The sequence below is a fragment of the Rhabdaerophilum sp. SD176 genome, from assembly GCF_030143245.1.
Classification (GTDB): domain Bacteria; phylum Pseudomonadota; class Alphaproteobacteria; order Rhizobiales; family Beijerinckiaceae; genus Rhabdaerophilum.
Window position 1 is genome coordinate 1 of the sequence record NZ_JARJNS010000013.1, and the last position, 16,641, is coordinate 16,641.

The window sequence follows — 16,641 nt, forward strand, 5'->3', positions numbered from 1 at the left end:
CCACAAGGCGTAAAACCCGCCGAGGCTCTAATCGCCGCTGGATGACAACTCAGTGGCAGGTCACTTGCGTGCGAAATGTTCCTTTTTTGTTCTCACCAATCAGAAGGGAAGGGTGCTCACGATGGACCAGGCAAAGGGCGCGCGCGACGCAGAGGCCATCTCCCCCAAAAGACCTGAATGGAAAAAAGCACGTGCTTGACGACCTGCTAACAACGCGGGAAAAATCTTTAACCCGGATCACTTCTCACCGAAAAACCCGGGCCAAATCTCAGCGGCAATTAATAGTCTGACAACCCACTCTTGCTTCATAACGGCCCTAGGATAAGCATGGTGTCGCAAGTTACGGCTTCTTCTGGTCCCAATGCAGATGTGCGGGTGCGGATCATCACGCGCCACTCCGGTGCTGTTGAGTGGTTGAGTCAACGCGGAGTTCTTGGTGAAGTTGAGGCGCATCTTGATATCAAGACGGTCAAGAAAGGTGATGTTCTGGTTGGGATTCTACCCCCAGCCTTGATCCTGGATGCCCAAAGGCTGGGCGCATCTGTCTACCTTATTGTGATGGATTTGCCGGAATCGGCTCGGGGGCGTGCCGATTTCAGTGTTAAGGAAATGGAGGGTTTTGGCGCACGACTGGAACGCGTGGTGCTGCATGCCTATCCTGTGTCTCCGGAACGTTTTTCCTCAGACGGCTTGCTGCGCCCATCGCTCGCAGACCCACCGGCAGCGGCGGGTGCTGCTGGCGCGCCTCTGAGACTGGCCCTCAGGCGATTTTTCCATAGCCTCTCCTTTGCCTTGCCGAATGGCGTACGGGGTCGGTTGAAGCAACTGGGGCGTTGGCTCGGCTTTGAGCCGTTCCGGCTAGCGGTTTCAGGTGGGATCGCTGCGGCGATCTTGGCCTATTGCGTCGAATATCTGCGCAGCGTGGGGCTGACAGGAAGCTTCTGTTTTCTCGGTGACCAGCTTAGAGGTGCCGGGCTCGGCGGCATTTTATGGGCATCCCCGGGCACGGCCGATAAATGTGTGGAGGCGTATAAGGAATTTGCTCTGTTTCCGATGGTTTTTGCCGGGCTTGGTGCTGGTTTAATGATGTTGATCGGCATCTATGCAGTGCGTCAGGTGCAGTGGAGCAGGCTTGATGCCGTGCCGGACAGCGAAGACAAGACTCGGGTCCTGATTACCGGACTCTCGCGGATGACTCCCGCTGCACGGGAAAAACTCGGCATTGTTCAGGCCGCTTTTGCGGGTGCCCCGGAGATCTATGTCAAATGGCAGCAAGGTGAGGGCGCTAGCCATGACAATCAGAACGAAATCAATCGCCTTTTGAACGAGAAGTTTCCTGATCGAAACATCGATCCTGCTGTTTTCGGCACGAGCCAAAACTGGCAACAACTTATTCGGGCGATCGAATATCACCGCACAACGCTTGAACGCGTCCTTGTCCTGCCGTCAACGGAATCACTTAAGCTATGGGACCAATTTGCTGCGCCATTTCTTGAGGCACTGCTTGGGCCCAATGTGCGTGTCGGGCGGCAATCTGATCCAGTTGCCTGGAGCAACGATGGATGCTTGACCATCGATCTTGTTCGGGATCAGTTTGGCCGCCCCTTTGAGGTGATGCGTTCTGATGGCCAGTCAAGCGTCGCGTATGAAAGCTATGATCATGCTAAAGCTGGTCTCGAAGCTGCTATTCAACAAGCGCACTTAGAGTTTGATAAATTAATGGCTCGCCCTAATCTGAATGTTCTCAGATTTCCGCATCAAAAATTATTCGATGAAGACATATGTGTTGATATTACAGCAGGTCAAAAAATGTTTTCTGTTGCTGCGGCCGTTGTAACTTTTAATAGAGATCTTAAAATTTGTTATGTTGATACAAATAGCGGTATTGTTTTTGTTTATGATGCAAGTATTGGTATTGCTTCCAATTAAAAAAGTGATAATTCATTCAGCTACGCGTAGGTAATTGTTAGCGTCCGTCCAAATCCCAGTGCCGCATGGCTGCCTATATGGGTATAATTGCTTAGGGTGAGGAATGCCGCCAATCTGGAGAGGTCACCTTCCATCCGGATTGTTCCGACAAAACCCATCATTGGAATTCTGCGATCACGCTGCCGTTGCGAATAGCGTCGGAAATAAATGGGCAAGAGAGTGCTGTCATTGACCCGGGCCTCAAGGCAGATTTTGTGAAGTTCGGCCCAATCTTCCTCCAAAGAAACACCGAACCAGCCTGCCAGATTGCGAATGCGTGTTATCATTGCCCAGAGCAGGGAGGCGGGGCTCGCTGACAATCGCGCGCCGTCTCGGACAGCAACAGGCGAGAGGAACCGGAATGTGGTCTGGTTGATCACAGCAGATGGGGGCGCCGCAGATGTCGTTCGCACCATACAATCGATCGGCTTGAGTGGGTATCGCACTCTTCCTTCGGTGCGCATCGAGATTCCTTCGGTCAACGCTTGCAGAAGTGCCTCGCGCACTTGATCGGACCAAATGCGGGCAGAACCGAAGAGTGAGATCGTAACCGTCAGTTCGCGGCCAACGATGTCACAGGCTATTGCTAAGGGTCTGGCGGTTGCAGCGTCGCCGAAAAGGTAGGGAAAGGCCCGTGGTCTGTTGAACGGATCATGGCGATAGCTCATCGGCGGCGGCATGTCAGCGAGGATGCGCCCCAGAGCGCCGCGGATGCGGACAGGCAAATCAGGGTGGTCTTCTAGGACAGGCGGTCGAAGGCAGACAACGCGGATTTCCTCGTGTCGCCAGATCTCCACGAAGCTTTTTGGATCAAGAGTGAGGCTCGGATTCAAGATGGTCATGTCAGAAGAGCAGGAAGTTGTTCTTTTCGGGCATCGGCGCGCCTCCGACCGAGAAAGACAGATCTAGGGCTTGGTTCGTAAGGGCGTAAATCCGCAGGGAGTCGCCAGGACCAAGCTGCACCGAGATTGATTCAGCTATTTTTTGGGCTTTCCTGTGCGTCATCCGCCCTTCGAAGACCGATTTCTGGACCCGGACGAGATGCTTCTCAAGCATCTCAGCGATCTTTGCGCGTGCTCGATCGCCTGAAACATCATAGCAAAAGACAAAGGCGTGCTCTGTTGACATGAAGCCTGTTCAATAATCCATCGCGTAAGCACGATAATCGCTACCTGACACGCAAACATCGGCATAAAGCTGAAATTGTTCAAGCATGACGCCGCGCCAGTTCAGGGTCATGTCCGATCTCGGTGATTTCACGGGTCGTGCGACCCACGCTTCGTAACCTCGGATCACGGCAGCCCACCCATCCCGCGTCAGGCGCAGCCTGGAAGCATCCTTGGTGAAGCTTCTGTGATCGACGGCCTGCCGGTTGAACAGAGCTGATGCACAGGCTTCCGCTATCGGCGACCGAAATTCTTCGATGATGTCGTAAATCAGAGCATCTTCGCCATTCCGTGTCGAATGAAGCGCCCCCATCCCCGGATGAAGTCCTGCCCTGAGGGCCATAGCCCTAAGATCACGCGCGAGAATCCCAACAAGAACATTGATCACAAGATTGCCCGCATCCGCTTCTGCTTTGCGTGTTCGTCGTGAAAAACGGAAGGGCTCCGGGAAGCATTGCCCGAAGGCCGGCCAAAACAGGGCGCTGGCCTCTCCCTCAACGCCCATGACGGAGGCAATCTCCTGGACGATGCCAAGTTTGAGCATGGTTCGACCGATCTTCTGGGCGGCATGGGCCATATCAGGGTGCTTCCGATCGCGATTGAGGCGCCGGAGCAGGGCGCGCTGGTTGTGGATGCGCGCCTTCACGATCGTCTTAGCCATAGCGAGCCGTCGATCCGGATCGAGGATCATCGCGGCCTGTGCGAGGTGAAGCCTTGCGCGCGTTGGCCCCTCGGTTTCGTAGCGAGCAACGACATCGCCGCGCGCATTTATACGGACAATGTCAATATCGTTGGCGATCGCGAGATCAAGGGCTTCAAGAGTGGCTTCGGTGTCTGGGCCCAGTTCGATCCGGTTGATGCGGGCCGGCGGGAGGTCGATAACACGTCCTGCCTCGTCCAGAAGGCGCAATCGCTCGCCCCGCGCTTCGAGGCGCCGTCCAGGTTCGATCACATAGACCGGGAAGAGGCGCCGCGCGTGTCGGCTTTTCTCTTGGGTGGCTTGCTCATCCGTGTTGGCGTTATGGGGCGCGCGGGCTGCTTCCTTCGCGAACTGCTCGGCGGCCTCGATTGCGTCTTCCGAGGGCGTCTCGTCGGGCGACACCTCCTGCATGACCATTGAGCGGACAAAGATGTGACCGAGGAACCGAAACCCCTCGGAGAAGGTGACGAGCCGGCTCTTCTCGGGGTTGAGTTCAAGCCCCTCCGACCTGAGGAGGGCAGCCATATGCCGCATCGCGTCGTCGGCCTTTTCGGGCGATCGGGTAAGCAGTATAAAGTCATCCGCGAAGCGCACCAGTTGCACCCCAGCCGAGGCGATCGCCTCGTCGACACTATCGAGGTAGAGATTGGCGAGAAGCGGCGAGATGGGCGAACCCTGCGGTACACCTCGCCCAGTCAGTGAATAGGATTCAAGCCAGAGCCAGATGAGATCCACAAGGGCCGGGTCATCCACATGCCTCTCAAGTTTTCCAATGAGCCGCTCATGGGGGATGTTCTCGAAATAGCGGCGGATATCCCCGTCCACGACATGGGTGAAGCCGGCGCGCCGGAGAGACGCGACCCGCGCCACAGCCCGTGCGACCGAACGCCCGCGGCGATAGGCAAAGCTCGAATCCTCCATCTCTTTGTCGAGGATCGGGTCCAGTGTCAGCGCTGCGGCGGCTTGCGCTACCCGGTCGATCACACATGGAATATCAAGCGGGCGAATGCCGCCGGATTTTTTCGGCACATAGACCCGCCGCGCCGGCCCTGGCCGATAGTGGCCGTGGCGCAAATGTCGAGAGAGCAATTCAAGTTGCGCTTCAGCGACATGGGCAAAGCGCTCAATGCTTACGCCATCGCCACCGGCGGCACCCTGATTGGCCTCGACGCGCAACCAAGCCGCCCGCAGGCAGGGCAGGGAGCTCACGATATCGAACAGCGCGCCGGAGATCGGAGGGGCCATGTTGAACCGCTGGCTAGAAGCTCATTTTCCACGTATGTTCCAAGAATGATGATTTATTGCTCCGAAGAATGCAAGGTACGTGGAAATGGGTCTTTTTATATATGGAATTGACAATTGGCTGTGAAGAGGTAGGTTGCCATTGGCACGCACCGCGTTAGCGGACTGAAACCCGGCCGCCGTTTGATCCGGGGTGGAGGGATCGGTTGCCATTGGCACGCACCGCGTTAGCGGACTGAAACTGCCTCGCCTGCGCGATGGCCTTGGCGATGGTGCTGTTGCCATTGGCACGCACCGCGTTAGCGGACTGAAACCGGTATGATCCAAAGTAAACCAGTAGTAAGCGTCAGTTGCCATTGGCACGCACCGCGTTAGCGGACTGAAACAACGAACACGCCCATTGCGCCCTCCCTGCTTCGCCTGTTGCCATTGGCACGCACCGCGTTAGCGGACTGAAACGAAACGCTCCTCCTCCTTGGCCTGCGCGGCGATGGTTGCCATTGGCACGCACCGCGTTAGCGGACTGAAACTTGATAATCCCGAATACCCCACACATTATCCTGCGTTGCCATTGGCACGCACCGCGTTAGCGGACTGAAACTCGGCGGCAGTTTTGGGCAGTTATTGCAGTTGAGTTGCCATTGGCACGCACCGCGTTAGCGGACTGAAACCACTCCCCCCTTGCCGCTAGCATGGCGCGGTAGAGTTGCCATTGGCACGCACCGCGTTAGCGGATTGAAACTAGATTGTTTGATTTGGTCTCTCATAGACATCATGTTGCCATTGGCACGCACCGCGTTAGCGGACTGAAACCTTGGGGCTCGCGCCCTCCGTGGGCAATCCCCGAGTTGCCATTGGCACGCACCGCGTTAGCGGACTGAAACTTGGCCATTGGCAAAATCAATGTCGTATTTTGCTTCGTTGCCATTGGCACGCACCGCGTTAGCGGACTGAAACCGCATCGCTTCGTCCTGCCGCTTCCACCCACGAGTTGCCATTGGCACGCACCGCGTTAGCGGACTGAAACATGGCAGTCTGGACCTGGGCGAGGCCCAGGCGGGCCGTTGCCATTGGCACGCACCGCGTTAGTGGACTGAAACTGCGGACGCGAAACGCCTCGTATTCCGAGACCTGGTTGCCATTGGCACGCACCGCGTTAGCGGACTGAAACTGCCAGCGCGCGCCGAACGAGTTGGTCGTGAAGGGTTGCCATTGGCACGCACCGCGTTAGCGGACTGAAACTCTGCTCGTGCAGAGTCACCTTCTGGCCGTTCGGTTGCCATTGACACGCACCGCGTTAGCGCACTGAAACATTATTTTGGACTGTGTTTGTTGCGATAGGCATGTTGCCATTGGTACGCACCGCGTTAGCGGACTGAAACACGCAGGGTATTCCGAAGAATCCCCCCCCGCCGCGTTGCCATTGGCACGCACCGCGTTAGCGGACTGAAACTCTCAACCTTGCGGCCTCAGGGATGGCGTTCTGGTTGCCATTGGCACGCATCGCGTTAGCGGACTGAAACAGAATCTCCCACTCCGGCTCAGCTTCAATCCAGCCGTGTTGCCATTGGCACGCACCGCGTTAGCGGACTGAAACCAGGTCTTGCCCCGTGCCCCCTTCACCACCGAGGGTTGCCATTGGCACGCACCGCGTTAGCGGACTGAAACCCCGGATCATCGTCTCCTTGAGGGCGGTGGCGAGGGCCTGTTGCCATTGGCACGCACCGCGTTAGCGGACTGAAACTCAACGCCGATGACTTCTGACTTCTGTCCTGAAAGAAGGTTGCCATTGGCACGCACCGCGTTAGCGGACTGCAACAGGCGCCCCCCTGAATGGCGAAGGAAAAGCCAGACGGACCGAGTTGCCATTGGCACGCACCGCGTTAGCGGACTGAAACGGGCCGGGGAAGAACACCTCGGTATTGGTGCCCCTTTAAAGCGTGTTCGGGCGCTCCAGACCTAAACTCCGCCGGAATGCGGCGGGGGGAGCAAGCCCGTGCTATACTCGTTCAGGCGCGCTTAATCCGGTGGGCGCTGATCGAGAGCACGTCATCGTCTCCATAATCGACGCGCACAGTTGTTCTATTCCGCACTTTTTCCTCTGTCACGTCATCCAAAAGGGTTGCCAGCTCTCCGTCTGCATAGACCTTTGTCCCTGCTGTGATTTCGAGGCCACTGCTTACGGGCACCGCGCGTGCCGGAGCCTGTGTAGGTCGGCTTTGCCCGAGGGCGTTCGTGGGTGTCGGAGCGGCCTGTGGCTTCGCCGATAGAGATCCGCTGTGCTGCTGCCGTGCATAGGGCCGCAGAAAGCGGGGCTTTCCACCCTTCGCGCCCTTCTTGGTCGCAAAATCGGTCAGAGGCATGGATTCAAGCCATCCAGCGGGGCCATTGGCAACGGCGCGGCCGTTCACGTGTATGATCTCCGCCTTGCGCGGATCTGCCATCGCCGTCAGCGCCATGATCTGGTCGCTGTCCTTCCAACCGATGGGCTCATCGCCTGCTTTCAGCCCCTTGGATTGAATGAAGGCCTCCATGACATCCTCGAAGGTCTTCAGTAACTCCGTCAAAGAGGGGGCTTTCTCGCCATCGGCTCGGCTCAAGTTGTACTGAAGTTTTTCGGGATTCAGCTGAAACCTGACCTGACCAAAGCCGAAGGGCTTGCCCATGCCAAGAGCGTGCGCAAGAGCTGTATTCCCTCCCCAGGTCATGGCCCAAAGTAGAGCCCCTAATTCCATCGGGCGCAGGTTATGCACTCGTAGTTCCCCGGAGAATGTCATGGCCTCCGGCAAGGTTTTCAGCACGACTTGCTGAGTGAGTTTGTCAACGAGGGCAGGTGGGATGGGCGCGGGGGTGCGCGCCGCCGCGAGCGGCCGCACCGGATAGCGCTTCCAGCCACGTAAGGTCGCGCTGTCCTCATAGCTGCTGTAGCTTGCGCCATGCTTCAGCTCACCTGTCGCCGGGTTACCTTGCGGCTGGACCAAATAGGCTGGCGCGAAGCTAGGTTTGGGTGTCGACAGAATAGCTGGGCGCTGCTCGACAGCCTGCGGGATAATTTGCGATGCGAGAACGGCATGCCCGAAGCTGACGCGCCCTTTCAGGCCCGTGAACGCAACAGTATCGGTCGTTGCACCGTCGGGCGCTGCAATTCTGCCAAAAATCGCCTCTGCAAGATCCAATTTTGCCTGGTTGAGATGCTCTTGGCCGAGAAGGTCGTGTATGGTCTGCCGAGCCGGGACCTTGTACATGCGGGCAAGGCCCAGCGAGACGACCTTGTTGTTTTGAGTGTGGAAGAATACGGGGATGCGCTCTTTCCCCTTGAAGTAATCCCACGTGCTCTTTGCTTCTTCGCCCCCGCCGTCGCGTTGCTTAGCGCTGAAAGGGTCGGCGCTTGCCGCTGCCGTTTCGTGAATGTCACGAAATTCACGCATGACTTCAGCGCTGACTGCAACCGATTTGGTCGCATTCTCATTGAAGAAAACGAACTCTTTCTTCTTTTCTGCGTTGGGCTGCCCGGTTAGTACCACTGTCCCTGGGAAAGCACCACGAACGTCTTTGGAAACAATAATAAGTTTGCGAACGTCGGATTTTCCATTTTCAACTATTTGGAAATGACCTTCTAGGCGACTGTTGAGCCCATCTCCATTCATTGCTTTTCTCACGGCAGTATACTTGGCTCCAACGGGCTGATGTTCGAACTTTCTGACGTTGTGAATTCCGATTTGATTTGCCGGAATTCGCCCATATTCACACGGGGTGATAATCCATATAGCTTTATTCGTGTCGTAACGAAGCCAACCAGCGCGAAAGACAAAGCCATCGTCAGGTCGTTCCTCCATCCGCCTATTGTAGAGCTGCTGCATTCCTCCGGAAAGGTCCCGCAGGGAGAACCGTCGGTTGTCGACGGCCTTCATCCGACTGAACGACGCGATTTCAAGAACATTCCGGACCATCCCGCGCAGGGAACTTCCGGGGATGAAATAGCGATGATCGCCATCCGGCAGACGGCAGAACTCAACACGACCGGGCTGACTGTTATTGGCCTGTTTGCGCTTGCCGCCAACGAGCAGCGGCGTCACGGAAATGACGTTGAATGAGATAATTCCGCTCAACCCATCCTTGAACGGCAGGTCATGACTGATGCTTTCTGCCCAAGTGGGCTCAAACACATAGGGTGACAGTGGAACGAAGTTATAGGGGGTGTGGACATCGTCGGACGTTGCCTGCGCCTGGGAAGATGTGTTCATCGCTACACCCTGTGCTTACCGACTTGCTGGTGGACCAAACTTGACAAAGCGCGCGGCGACAACCTGGCTCGCCTCACCAGGCACCACCAGCCAGTAGCGGCGATAGTGGAGACGCGACGTCTCTCGGTCCCCCTTTAGCGTGGTGATCTGTTCGAAATCCTCAGCGAGATGCGTTGTGCCTTCCGCCTCCGTTAGGATCGAGACAGTCCAGTTGTCGCCATCAAGGTGGCGTATGACTGCGCCGCGGTTCTCGCCATCGCTTAATTCGGCCTTGAAAATGCGACCCTTCGCCTCAAAGCCATCGGCTTTGGTTACCAACCGAACCGAATGAGCGTCGTCCCAAATCCAACCAGATCGAGGGCAAAAGTCGTGAATAGCCCTGAAAACCTCCGCGCCATCGCTTGATGGGTCTGCGATTGTATAGGATGTTATCTCAAGAGCGACTTGGTATAATGTCGGCAAATTCAGCGACTTCGTGAGCTCGCAAGACTGCGTAAGCAAGGCGCTCATTCAGATCACCCCCTCTTCGACCCACTTGTTCCATCGAACCGCATCGCTGATCTCACCGTTCATATAACCGTGCCCCTTGCTGGAGCCGGCGCCGATCGCGAGGCGGCCATTGATCAAGTCATGAACCGCCTGCGCAAAAGCTTCACGGGCGGGCTTCAACATATCGCCCTGTGCCGGCCGGAGATGGATGCTGAATTCGAGCTTCCCCTTGAAGACAATTTGCTCGCCGTAAAGAACACTCGATCTCACCCCCCCGGAGAACCGGTCTATCCCATTATGCCAAAGATCCAGTGTCTTGGGATCAGTGACCCACGCGTCTGTCAATGCGATCAGACCTGCCTGTGCCGAGATTTGCTTAGCAGCTGAGTTGCCGTTGGTTTGTATGTTGGCCGCTTCATCCACATAACCGAGAAGTTTGCGAACTCCTTCGGGCTCGCCAGCGGGGTTTTTGGCTGGATAATCGGGATCGGCAAACCTGCCGGTGATCCTGTTCGCGTGAAACGCCATACGATGACGTATGGCGCCCTTGATGGCAGTTGCCGGAACAACGAGGCGCTCTTGGTCCTCTAGAACCGCAGTTCCGTGCTCCGTACCGTCCTGTTTCCAGACGATCCGTGGCTCTGTATAGGGAACGAGTTGTGGTGCCTTTTCGCCATCATCGAGCTTGCTGGCGCCTTTTCCTTCATAGCGACGCTCGCCGCCGATCCGCCAAAAATCAGACGGGGTCAGCGTGACCTTAATCGAGCGCTTTCCAACAACAGGGTCACGGCTTTTCACCAGATCGACGGTGCTCTCGGGCAACGCCCTAGACAGCTCGATAGGCCAGCTTCGCAAGGCATCAAGAGCGGATTCGGAATGAAGGTCCACAACTATCGGCCGGATCGAAATGGCATCCACCATCCCATAGCCACGCCGAGTGCCCCCGCCGATCTGCAAAGGTTCCTCTCGGATCGCGTTGAGCAGCGTGGACCAGAAGTTCCCCTCGGTCCGCGCTGGATCCGAGAATCGCAAGTCAAAAACGAACCTGTAGCCTGCCGGTAACGCATTTCGTTCGAATTTGCCTTCTCCATCCACCACATGCCGGGCAGACAGCCGCACATGGTCGCGCTTAAGAGGCTGGATCGCCAAGGCCCGGCGGAGTATCTCGTCGGCCTTGGCCTTGGTTGCAAGATCAAAACAGAGCCCATCGATGGCGACCCCATGACGATCCACGACGGCCGCATTGGTTAGTGTGAGCCGGGATCGCTCAATCAATTCCCTTCTGACCCCGGTCTGGCGCGCGCGACCGAATGCATCATCAATGGCCTTCGCATCCAACCCGGCTTCAAGCAGCCTGCCGCGCAGAACGCCCGCAAGTGCTGTAGCCGGGATCATGGGCAGTCCATTTGCGTCGCGGACAAGCAGCACATCATTTTCGGCATCCTCTCGACCGCTCGCAATCGAAAGGGGCGAAAGTGCCCTCAGGCGAATCCGGGCCAGATACAGGTGGCTCATCGGCGGCCTGCCTCTCTGGTTCGTGATCGCTCTTTGCCTGTGCGATCGGTCCTGCCAGATGAAACCTCAAGGGTCATCAGTTTCGCGGCAAGTGCAATAACCGCGGCTGGATCGAACATCCCTCCTTGCTGGGCTTCTTTTCCAAGTTCCGCGCAAGCGTCCTGCATCTCCATCCGAAAGGTTCGTCCGGGACCCACAGCGATCTTCCATTGCGGATCAGTTTCCTTGATCAGTCCCTCTTTGCCGAACAGCAGTTCCTCAAGGCCCTGTTTGCCACGCCTTCGCTCCAGTTGAACGGCAATTTCACTCCATTGCGACTTACCTGGCCCTGCTAGTCCCGTGTCCTGCCTGCCAAGGTAAGCTTCCGCGCGGTCATATAGACTTGCGAGATTGCGCAGAAGCACTACCGCCCCTGATGCGCTCGCTCGAAAACTGTTGTGAGCGGCCAGCTGTTGATAACATCCACGCCATCAGAGGGTTGTTCTGCGGCAAGGTGGCATCCACCGGTTTTCGCTGGATCTGCTCTTCCCGCAGGATGATCTCGATCCTGGTCGACGACAGGATCGGTGGTGCGACCCAGATATGGCCGCAGCCCGCAGCCTGGTAGGCTCCAACCCGCGACTGGCCACGAACAGCGTGCGTCACACCAGAAAAGACGAGAACGCTGCCCGCCTTGATGCTTTGGCGCTCAACGTCATTTGTGCCCCTAAATCCATTGAAAGGCGTGACGCTGTTCATGCCAACGAAAGAGCGACTGGCAATCAGCGTGCCGCCAGTCAGACCAAATGCCGCGGCCGTCAGTTCACTAGCCGGGATGCCGGCAGAGCCGATGATGACTGTATCAGAGAGCACCCAGACGACGACTTCGCCCGAAATCAACTCCTGATGCTCATTCCGCTCTGCACCGGGCAGAAGTCGTAATTCAGCGCTTCCGAACTCCGTCGCGCGGCTCCGCCCCAAACGAACAACTCGACCACTCGCGGGAGCAAAAGCGTTGACCATCGCATCAAAAGCTTGGCGATCTTTCGCTGGCTCGGAAGAAAAAGTCCCCAGGCGAGCTTCGATCGCTGCCTGAAAAACCTGGTTTGATGCAAGCGCTTCGATTTCAAAAAGCATTTGTTCCCGCGACGTGCCGCGCACCGGATCAATCGCGGTCTTCAGCCGATCAACCGTTCGCGGTCTGACATGCAGAAATGCGTCGGTACTTCCATCTTCTGGCAGCAGGACATATTGCAGCTTTGCAGGATTCCACTGTTGGCCCTCGGCCGGAGGGCTATGCGCAGCATTGTGCAACTCGGCGATGTCGTCTTCCTTGAAGGAGGCGGTGTTCAAAGGTGGCCAAAGGCCGCTCGAGTTCGCTTTGCGGCGCATCAGCGAGGCCGGTGCCGGCCAGGCCACACGGCCATTGCGGCTTGGCAAGCCATCCCCAAACCGAACCTTGCCGGAATGGACGATCGTCCACCGATCAAGGCCATTTGGAATCTCCGCTGCCATCGCGCCGAGAAGTGCGGCCCCAGGGACATGGAGTAGGGTCTGGTGGCCACCTTGCGTTGCAGACCGAAGCGAGAATGATGTCGCACTCTTGAGCGTGATTTGGATCTGAGCACGATGCATGGTCATGCCAGTCCTCCAAATTCGATGCGACAGCGCCCAAGGCCACGCGTGCGTCCCGAACCAATCCCATCGGTGAATAGGGCAGCATCACGAAGAATATTTGGCCAGCCCTCTTCGATCATATCTTCGCCATCGACGCGCACATGGGCCGTTAGAGGCCTCGGGGTCAGAGTAATCCGGGCGGTGAGCGTGAGCGGAACAGCCACCTCGATCATCCGCAGGGATTTCGCTTTCACGGTGCCATGCTCACCGATCGCGGTCATTGCGATTGACCTGAACAGCGTCGCACGCAATCGTTTTGCTTCCTGTTCCTGTTCTTTCGAGCCCGAGAGTAAAGTGGCGAGATGGCGGGTCACATCGGCTGAAATGCAAGCATCCGTGAATTGAAGCCGGCCTGGGCGAGTGCCGCGCACGTGTCGATCGCCAGTGGGCTTCATCATGTCAAAGCCTTCATCGCCGAAAAGCACTAGCTCGCTCTGCTGTAGCGGCTCCTTAAGGTGACCATGGGCCGCCAACTGTCGGACGCCATCCCGAAGGATGCCCCGTAGCGTACGCCCAGGGACAAGCGGGCAGCCGGTAGTGTCACGTGCAACAACGGCATCCAGCGTTGCGCTCGCCCCTGCTCCGGTGCCGCAATGCCAGTCGCTGAGGAATGTGATCGTGCAGATAAGGTCGGTCACGATGCGGCGTCCAGATTTTTGTTGAGGCGCCGCGCAGCCATTTTCAATGAATATGCATCAAGCAAGGGCGTCCGCTGGCCGCTGCTTGGGCGCTGCGGGTCGTTAGCCACAATTGGTGCCGTTTCCGGTGTGACGACTCCCAACTCTGCCAAAGCCACATCAAACTGCGTCAGCATACCGCCTTCGCTTTTGTGTCCGCGCGATTGCATGACTTTGCGCCAGCGCTTGTAGGTGTCGCCTGCATCGAGTGGTTGATCGCTCAAAACCCCGAGATACTGACGCAGCGGGCCGTCCGGGAAACGATCCTCACCCAAAAGCGAAGCCAGTTTGATCAGGCTATCAAGCGGTTTCATGAACTGATCCGCCGGACCGACATCTGACAATCGATAAGCACCCATGGTCATGTAAAGATCGTGCTCACTGCCGCGATCGGAGACCACCCGCAATTCGCCATCCCGAATGCTTGCATATTCGGCAAAACGGCTGGTCGTGACGCGATGGAAGCTCACGGAGGACATAACCTCAGCCATCTTGAAACGCCCGGCATCGGACTTTGATATTTGTTTGGCTGACGCACAAAGCTGTTCTGCCAGATCGGAAGCGCGGTCAAAGGGTTGCGAAGCATTCACATAAGCGATGCCGGCACAGGCCGTGAGCTTCTGGGGGAGCTCAATCTGAAGCCCCTTTGGCACGGTCTTGGTCGTGTTGGTCATGGCAACGGCTGTCTCGGTTTCAAAGGCCAGGAGAAAGCGCCGACAGAAGGGCATCGCAAGATCCCCCCGCAACAGCATTGTTACGTCATCGCCACCCATGACGATCGGACGGGCGGCCAGCACAAGGCGATGATCCTCGCCAATAGCATCTGGATCACCGATTGCCTCATGAACAAGAACCTCTTCCACTGCCACGTGGATGGCCCGCTCGGTGGCGGCGGCAATCTCGCGCGAGAGAGTCATCAGAAAATTGGCAACTGAGGCAGTATCCGTCACGGGCTCCAGCTTCGAACGAATCGAAATCAAGAGCTGCCCGAGACCGTTTCCATCGGCGTGAAGCAGACCGACGGTGGAATTCTCACCGAGACCGGGCATCACGATAGCGCCCGGCATTGCGTCGGCTGCGTCAAGTTCGTTGGGCCAGACGCAAGTGACACGTCGAGCCGGCGGCATCATACGGTGTTCGATGCCAGCCAGCTCGCCACGATCGCGTGCAGACTTCTGGAAAGCGATGGCGCTGCGCCGCGCGGAAGAGGCGAGATCAATGCGCTCGTCATGCACGATCGCCACCGCAGCGCGGCCGGTGCGCGGAGCCAATGCGGTGAGTGGGCCGATTTCTGGCAGGGAAGGGCGGATGCAGGCGCGTGACGCGGTCTGGGATGCAACTACCGCCTTGAGCGCAGCACCGAGGGTCTCTCCGCTCGCGATACCATCTGCAAAGGCGAGTTGAGGAGCAAACCCTTGCACCGCCAACGTGTAGAGCGCACGAAATGTCTCCAGCTCGCCCTTGTCATCGCTCACGAGCGCGAAAGCCCCACCGGCGCGCCGCACGAACGTGAGGTGAGGGTGTTCCATCTGGGCCAGGACAGCCTCGACAAGATCAGCAGAATGGCCGCGGGCATCGGCCGGGGCAGCCAACGCATCTACCAGAAGACTGCCTCCTGCCAGATCGCGAAGACGACCGGTTTCTGTAATGTAGCGCTGAATGGACTTCGCCTCGAAGGCATAGACAAAGGGCATGGGCGTTCGGAAATCTTGAGTTGATCAGATGCTATCGAGCAAGACCGGCCCAGCGCAAGAGCATTTCTGAAGCAGGAGTGTCATAAATCCAAAGAATTCTGTAGGGCATTGGCAGCATGGGAGTAACGCTGCCAACGGAAAACGCGGTCAATCAAGGCCAAAGCGCGGGGATTAGCACCAAATGCGTTGGGAGCGCGGCCTATCTGGGTCGAGGTTCCTTGGATCAGCGAACCCGCTTCAATTTCAGTTCGCGAACGCGGTGCTCAGGCGCGCGAACAAAAACGCATTGGTGGGCGGCGAAGGCAAACAGTTTCAGTCCGCTAACGCGGCGTGCAGGCATGCGAACCTGCCGCTACTTCCGCGACATGATCACCATGAAGTTTCAGTCCGCTAACGCGGCGTGCAGGCATGCGATCGCGCGAGCATTTGGAGGCCGTCTCCGACGCCCTGTTTCAGTCCGCTAACGCGGCATGCAAGCATGCGAACCGCGCCATCATGGAGGCCATCGCTGCCGAGCGGGGTTTCAGTCCGCTAACGCGGCGTGCAGGCATGCGAACACGGCACCAATACCGAGGTTCTCTTCCCGGGCCCGGGTTTCAGTCCGCTAACGCGGCGTGCAGGCATGCGAACTGGAGAATCTGGGGCTGGGCGGCGAGAAGGTGGGGTTTCAGTCCGCTAACGCGGCGTGCAGGCATGCGAACACTACGGGCGAAATCACTCAAAAAAAGTCGAAATGTTTCAGTCCGCTAACGCGGCGTGCAGGCATGCGAACCAGCAGACCTATGCGACCCTCGAGGATCGGGCCATTTCAGTCCGCTAACGCGGCGTGCAGGCATGCGAACGTGTGAAAGCCTGATGGCCCTGAAAAGGGCCATGTTTCAGTCCGCTAACGCGGCGTGCAGGCATGCGAACGAAGATGGGTACAACCATTATCGGATTGTTCCAGTGTTTCAGTCCGCTAACGCGGCGTGCAGGCATGCGAACCGGATCATCGGGAAGCTGCCCATCGCCGTCATGGTTTCAGTCCGCTAACGCGGCGTGCAGGCATGCGAACCCTACCACCCTAAAAAGGTTTGTCAAATCGACTTCGGAGATACCAATTTCCACAGACCTCGAGAAATGCTTCGCATTGTTTTGCTGATTTTAGAAGGTGCGTGGAAAATAGGCTCCTCACTATCTCCGGACGCGATCGTTGTTGCATAGGTGTAAAAATGGTTCCTAGCCTCATGACGTTGCCCCTCTGACCTAATCCAGCTTGAAGTTCGTTCTGGCCGCATGAGGAGACCAGAA

At 57.4% G+C, this 16,641-nt stretch carries 11 protein-coding genes and 2 CRISPR repeat arrays; of the genes, 1 reads left to right on the forward strand and 10 read right to left on the reverse strand.

Features of this window, described 5'->3' with window-relative positions:
- Nucleotides 1–327: 327 nt before the first annotated feature.
- Nucleotides 328–1,929 carry a CRISPR-associated protein Csx16 gene (csx16, locus tag P0652_RS18595; RefSeq protein ID WP_284180403.1) on the forward strand — a complete coding sequence of 534 codons (1,602 nt, stop codon included), beginning with the start codon at nt 328–330 and terminating at the stop codon, nt 1,927–1,929.
- Nucleotides 1,930–1,949: 20 nt separating this feature from the next.
- Here csx16 and cas6 read toward each other — a convergent pair whose 3' ends face one another.
- The 10 genes from cas6 to P0652_RS18645 all read right to left on the reverse strand — a co-directional run bounded on the left by cas6 (nt 1,950) and on the right by P0652_RS18645 (nt 15,351).
- Nucleotides 1,950–2,810: a CRISPR system precrRNA processing endoribonuclease RAMP protein Cas6 gene (cas6, locus tag P0652_RS18600; RefSeq protein ID WP_284180404.1), complete on the reverse strand. Its 861-nt coding sequence runs from the start codon at nt 2,808–2,810 to the stop codon at nt 1,950–1,952.
- A 1-nt stretch (nt 2,811) separates the two neighbouring features.
- On the reverse strand, nt 2,812–3,096 hold the full coding sequence (cas2, locus tag P0652_RS18605; RefSeq protein ID WP_284180405.1) for a CRISPR-associated endonuclease Cas2: 285 nt from the start codon (nt 3,094–3,096) through the stop codon (nt 2,812–2,814).
- A 9-nt stretch (nt 3,097–3,105) separates the two neighbouring features.
- Nucleotides 3,106–5,079: a CRISPR-associated endonuclease Cas1 gene (gene cas1, locus P0652_RS18610; RefSeq protein ID WP_284180407.1), complete on the reverse strand. Its 1,974-nt coding sequence runs from the start codon at nt 5,077–5,079 to the stop codon at nt 3,106–3,108.
- Between the two features lie 132 nt (nt 5,080–5,211).
- Nucleotides 5,212–6,974: a CRISPR direct-repeat array (repeat unit 37 nt; unit sequence GTTGCCATTGGCACGCACCGCGTTAGCGGACTGAAAC).
- Nucleotides 6,975–7,085: 111 nt separating this feature from the next.
- Nucleotides 7,086–9,320 (reverse strand): TIGR03986 family type III CRISPR-associated RAMP protein, encoded by a 2,235-nt coding sequence (locus tag P0652_RS18615; protein WP_284180408.1) that lies wholly within the window; start codon nt 9,318–9,320, stop codon nt 7,086–7,088.
- 15 nt (nt 9,321–9,335) lie between these two features.
- Nucleotides 9,336–9,830, reverse strand: a complete 495-nt coding sequence (locus P0652_RS18620) for a hypothetical protein (protein WP_284180409.1) — start codon at nt 9,828–9,830, stop codon at nt 9,336–9,338.
- Nucleotides 9,831–11,324 carry an RAMP superfamily CRISPR-associated protein gene (locus tag P0652_RS18625; protein WP_284180410.1) on the reverse strand — a complete coding sequence of 498 codons (1,494 nt, stop codon included), beginning with the start codon at nt 11,322–11,324 and terminating at the stop codon, nt 9,831–9,833.
- On the reverse strand, nt 11,321–11,728 hold the full coding sequence (locus P0652_RS18630; protein WP_284180411.1) for a hypothetical protein: 408 nt from the start codon (nt 11,726–11,728) through the stop codon (nt 11,321–11,323). The genes P0652_RS18625 and P0652_RS18630 overlap by 4 nt, the downstream gene beginning before the upstream one ends.
- Nucleotides 11,697–12,944 (reverse strand): hypothetical protein, encoded by a 1,248-nt coding sequence (locus tag P0652_RS18635; RefSeq protein WP_284180412.1) that lies wholly within the window; start codon nt 12,942–12,944, stop codon nt 11,697–11,699. The genes P0652_RS18630 and P0652_RS18635 overlap by 32 nt, the downstream gene beginning before the upstream one ends.
- Entirely contained in the window at nt 12,941–13,618 is a 678-nt protein-coding gene (locus P0652_RS18640; RefSeq protein ID WP_284180413.1) for an RAMP superfamily CRISPR-associated protein, read from the reverse strand. Before P0652_RS18640 ends, P0652_RS18635 begins: the two co-directional genes overlap by 4 nt.
- Complete coding sequence (locus P0652_RS18645) at nt 13,615–15,351, reverse strand: Cas10/Cmr2 second palm domain-containing protein (RefSeq protein ID WP_284180414.1); 1,737 nt, start codon at nt 15,349–15,351, stop codon at nt 13,615–13,617. The genes P0652_RS18640 and P0652_RS18645 overlap by 4 nt, the downstream gene beginning before the upstream one ends.
- A 307-nt stretch (nt 15,352–15,658) precedes the next feature.
- Nucleotides 15,659–16,405: direct repeats of the CRISPR family, unit length 39 nt; unit sequence GGGTTTCAGTCCGCTAACGCGGCGTGCAGGCATGCGAAC.
- Nucleotides 16,406–16,641 lie beyond the last annotated feature (236 nt).

Excerpts from the sequence above, each read along its gene's own strand:
- csx16 (WP_284180403.1), top strand. The coding sequence starts at position 328 with ATGGTGTCGCAAGTTACGGCTTCTTCTGGTCCCAATGCAGATGTGCGG.
- cas6 (WP_284180404.1), bottom strand. The coding sequence starts at position 2,810 with ATGACCATCTTGAATCCGAGCCTCACTCTTGATCCAAAAAGCTTCGTG.
- cas2 (WP_284180405.1), bottom strand. The coding sequence starts at position 3,096 with ATGTCAACAGAGCACGCCTTTGTCTTTTGCTATGATGTTTCAGGCGAT.
- cas1 (WP_284180407.1), bottom strand. The coding sequence starts at position 5,079 with ATGGCCCCTCCGATCTCCGGCGCGCTGTTCGATATCGTGAGCTCCCTG.
- P0652_RS18615 (WP_284180408.1), bottom strand. The coding sequence starts at position 9,320 with ATGAACACATCTTCCCAGGCGCAGGCAACGTCCGACGATGTCCACACC.
- P0652_RS18620 (WP_284180409.1), bottom strand. The coding sequence starts at position 9,830 with ATGAGCGCCTTGCTTACGCAGTCTTGCGAGCTCACGAAGTCGCTGAAT.
- P0652_RS18625 (WP_284180410.1), bottom strand. The coding sequence starts at position 11,324 with ATGAGCCACCTGTATCTGGCCCGGATTCGCCTGAGGGCACTTTCGCCC.
- P0652_RS18635 (WP_284180412.1), bottom strand. The coding sequence starts at position 12,944 with ATGACCATGCATCGTGCTCAGATCCAAATCACGCTCAAGAGTGCGACA.
- P0652_RS18645 (WP_284180414.1), bottom strand. The coding sequence starts at position 15,351 with ATGCCCTTTGTCTATGCCTTCGAGGCGAAGTCCATTCAGCGCTACATT.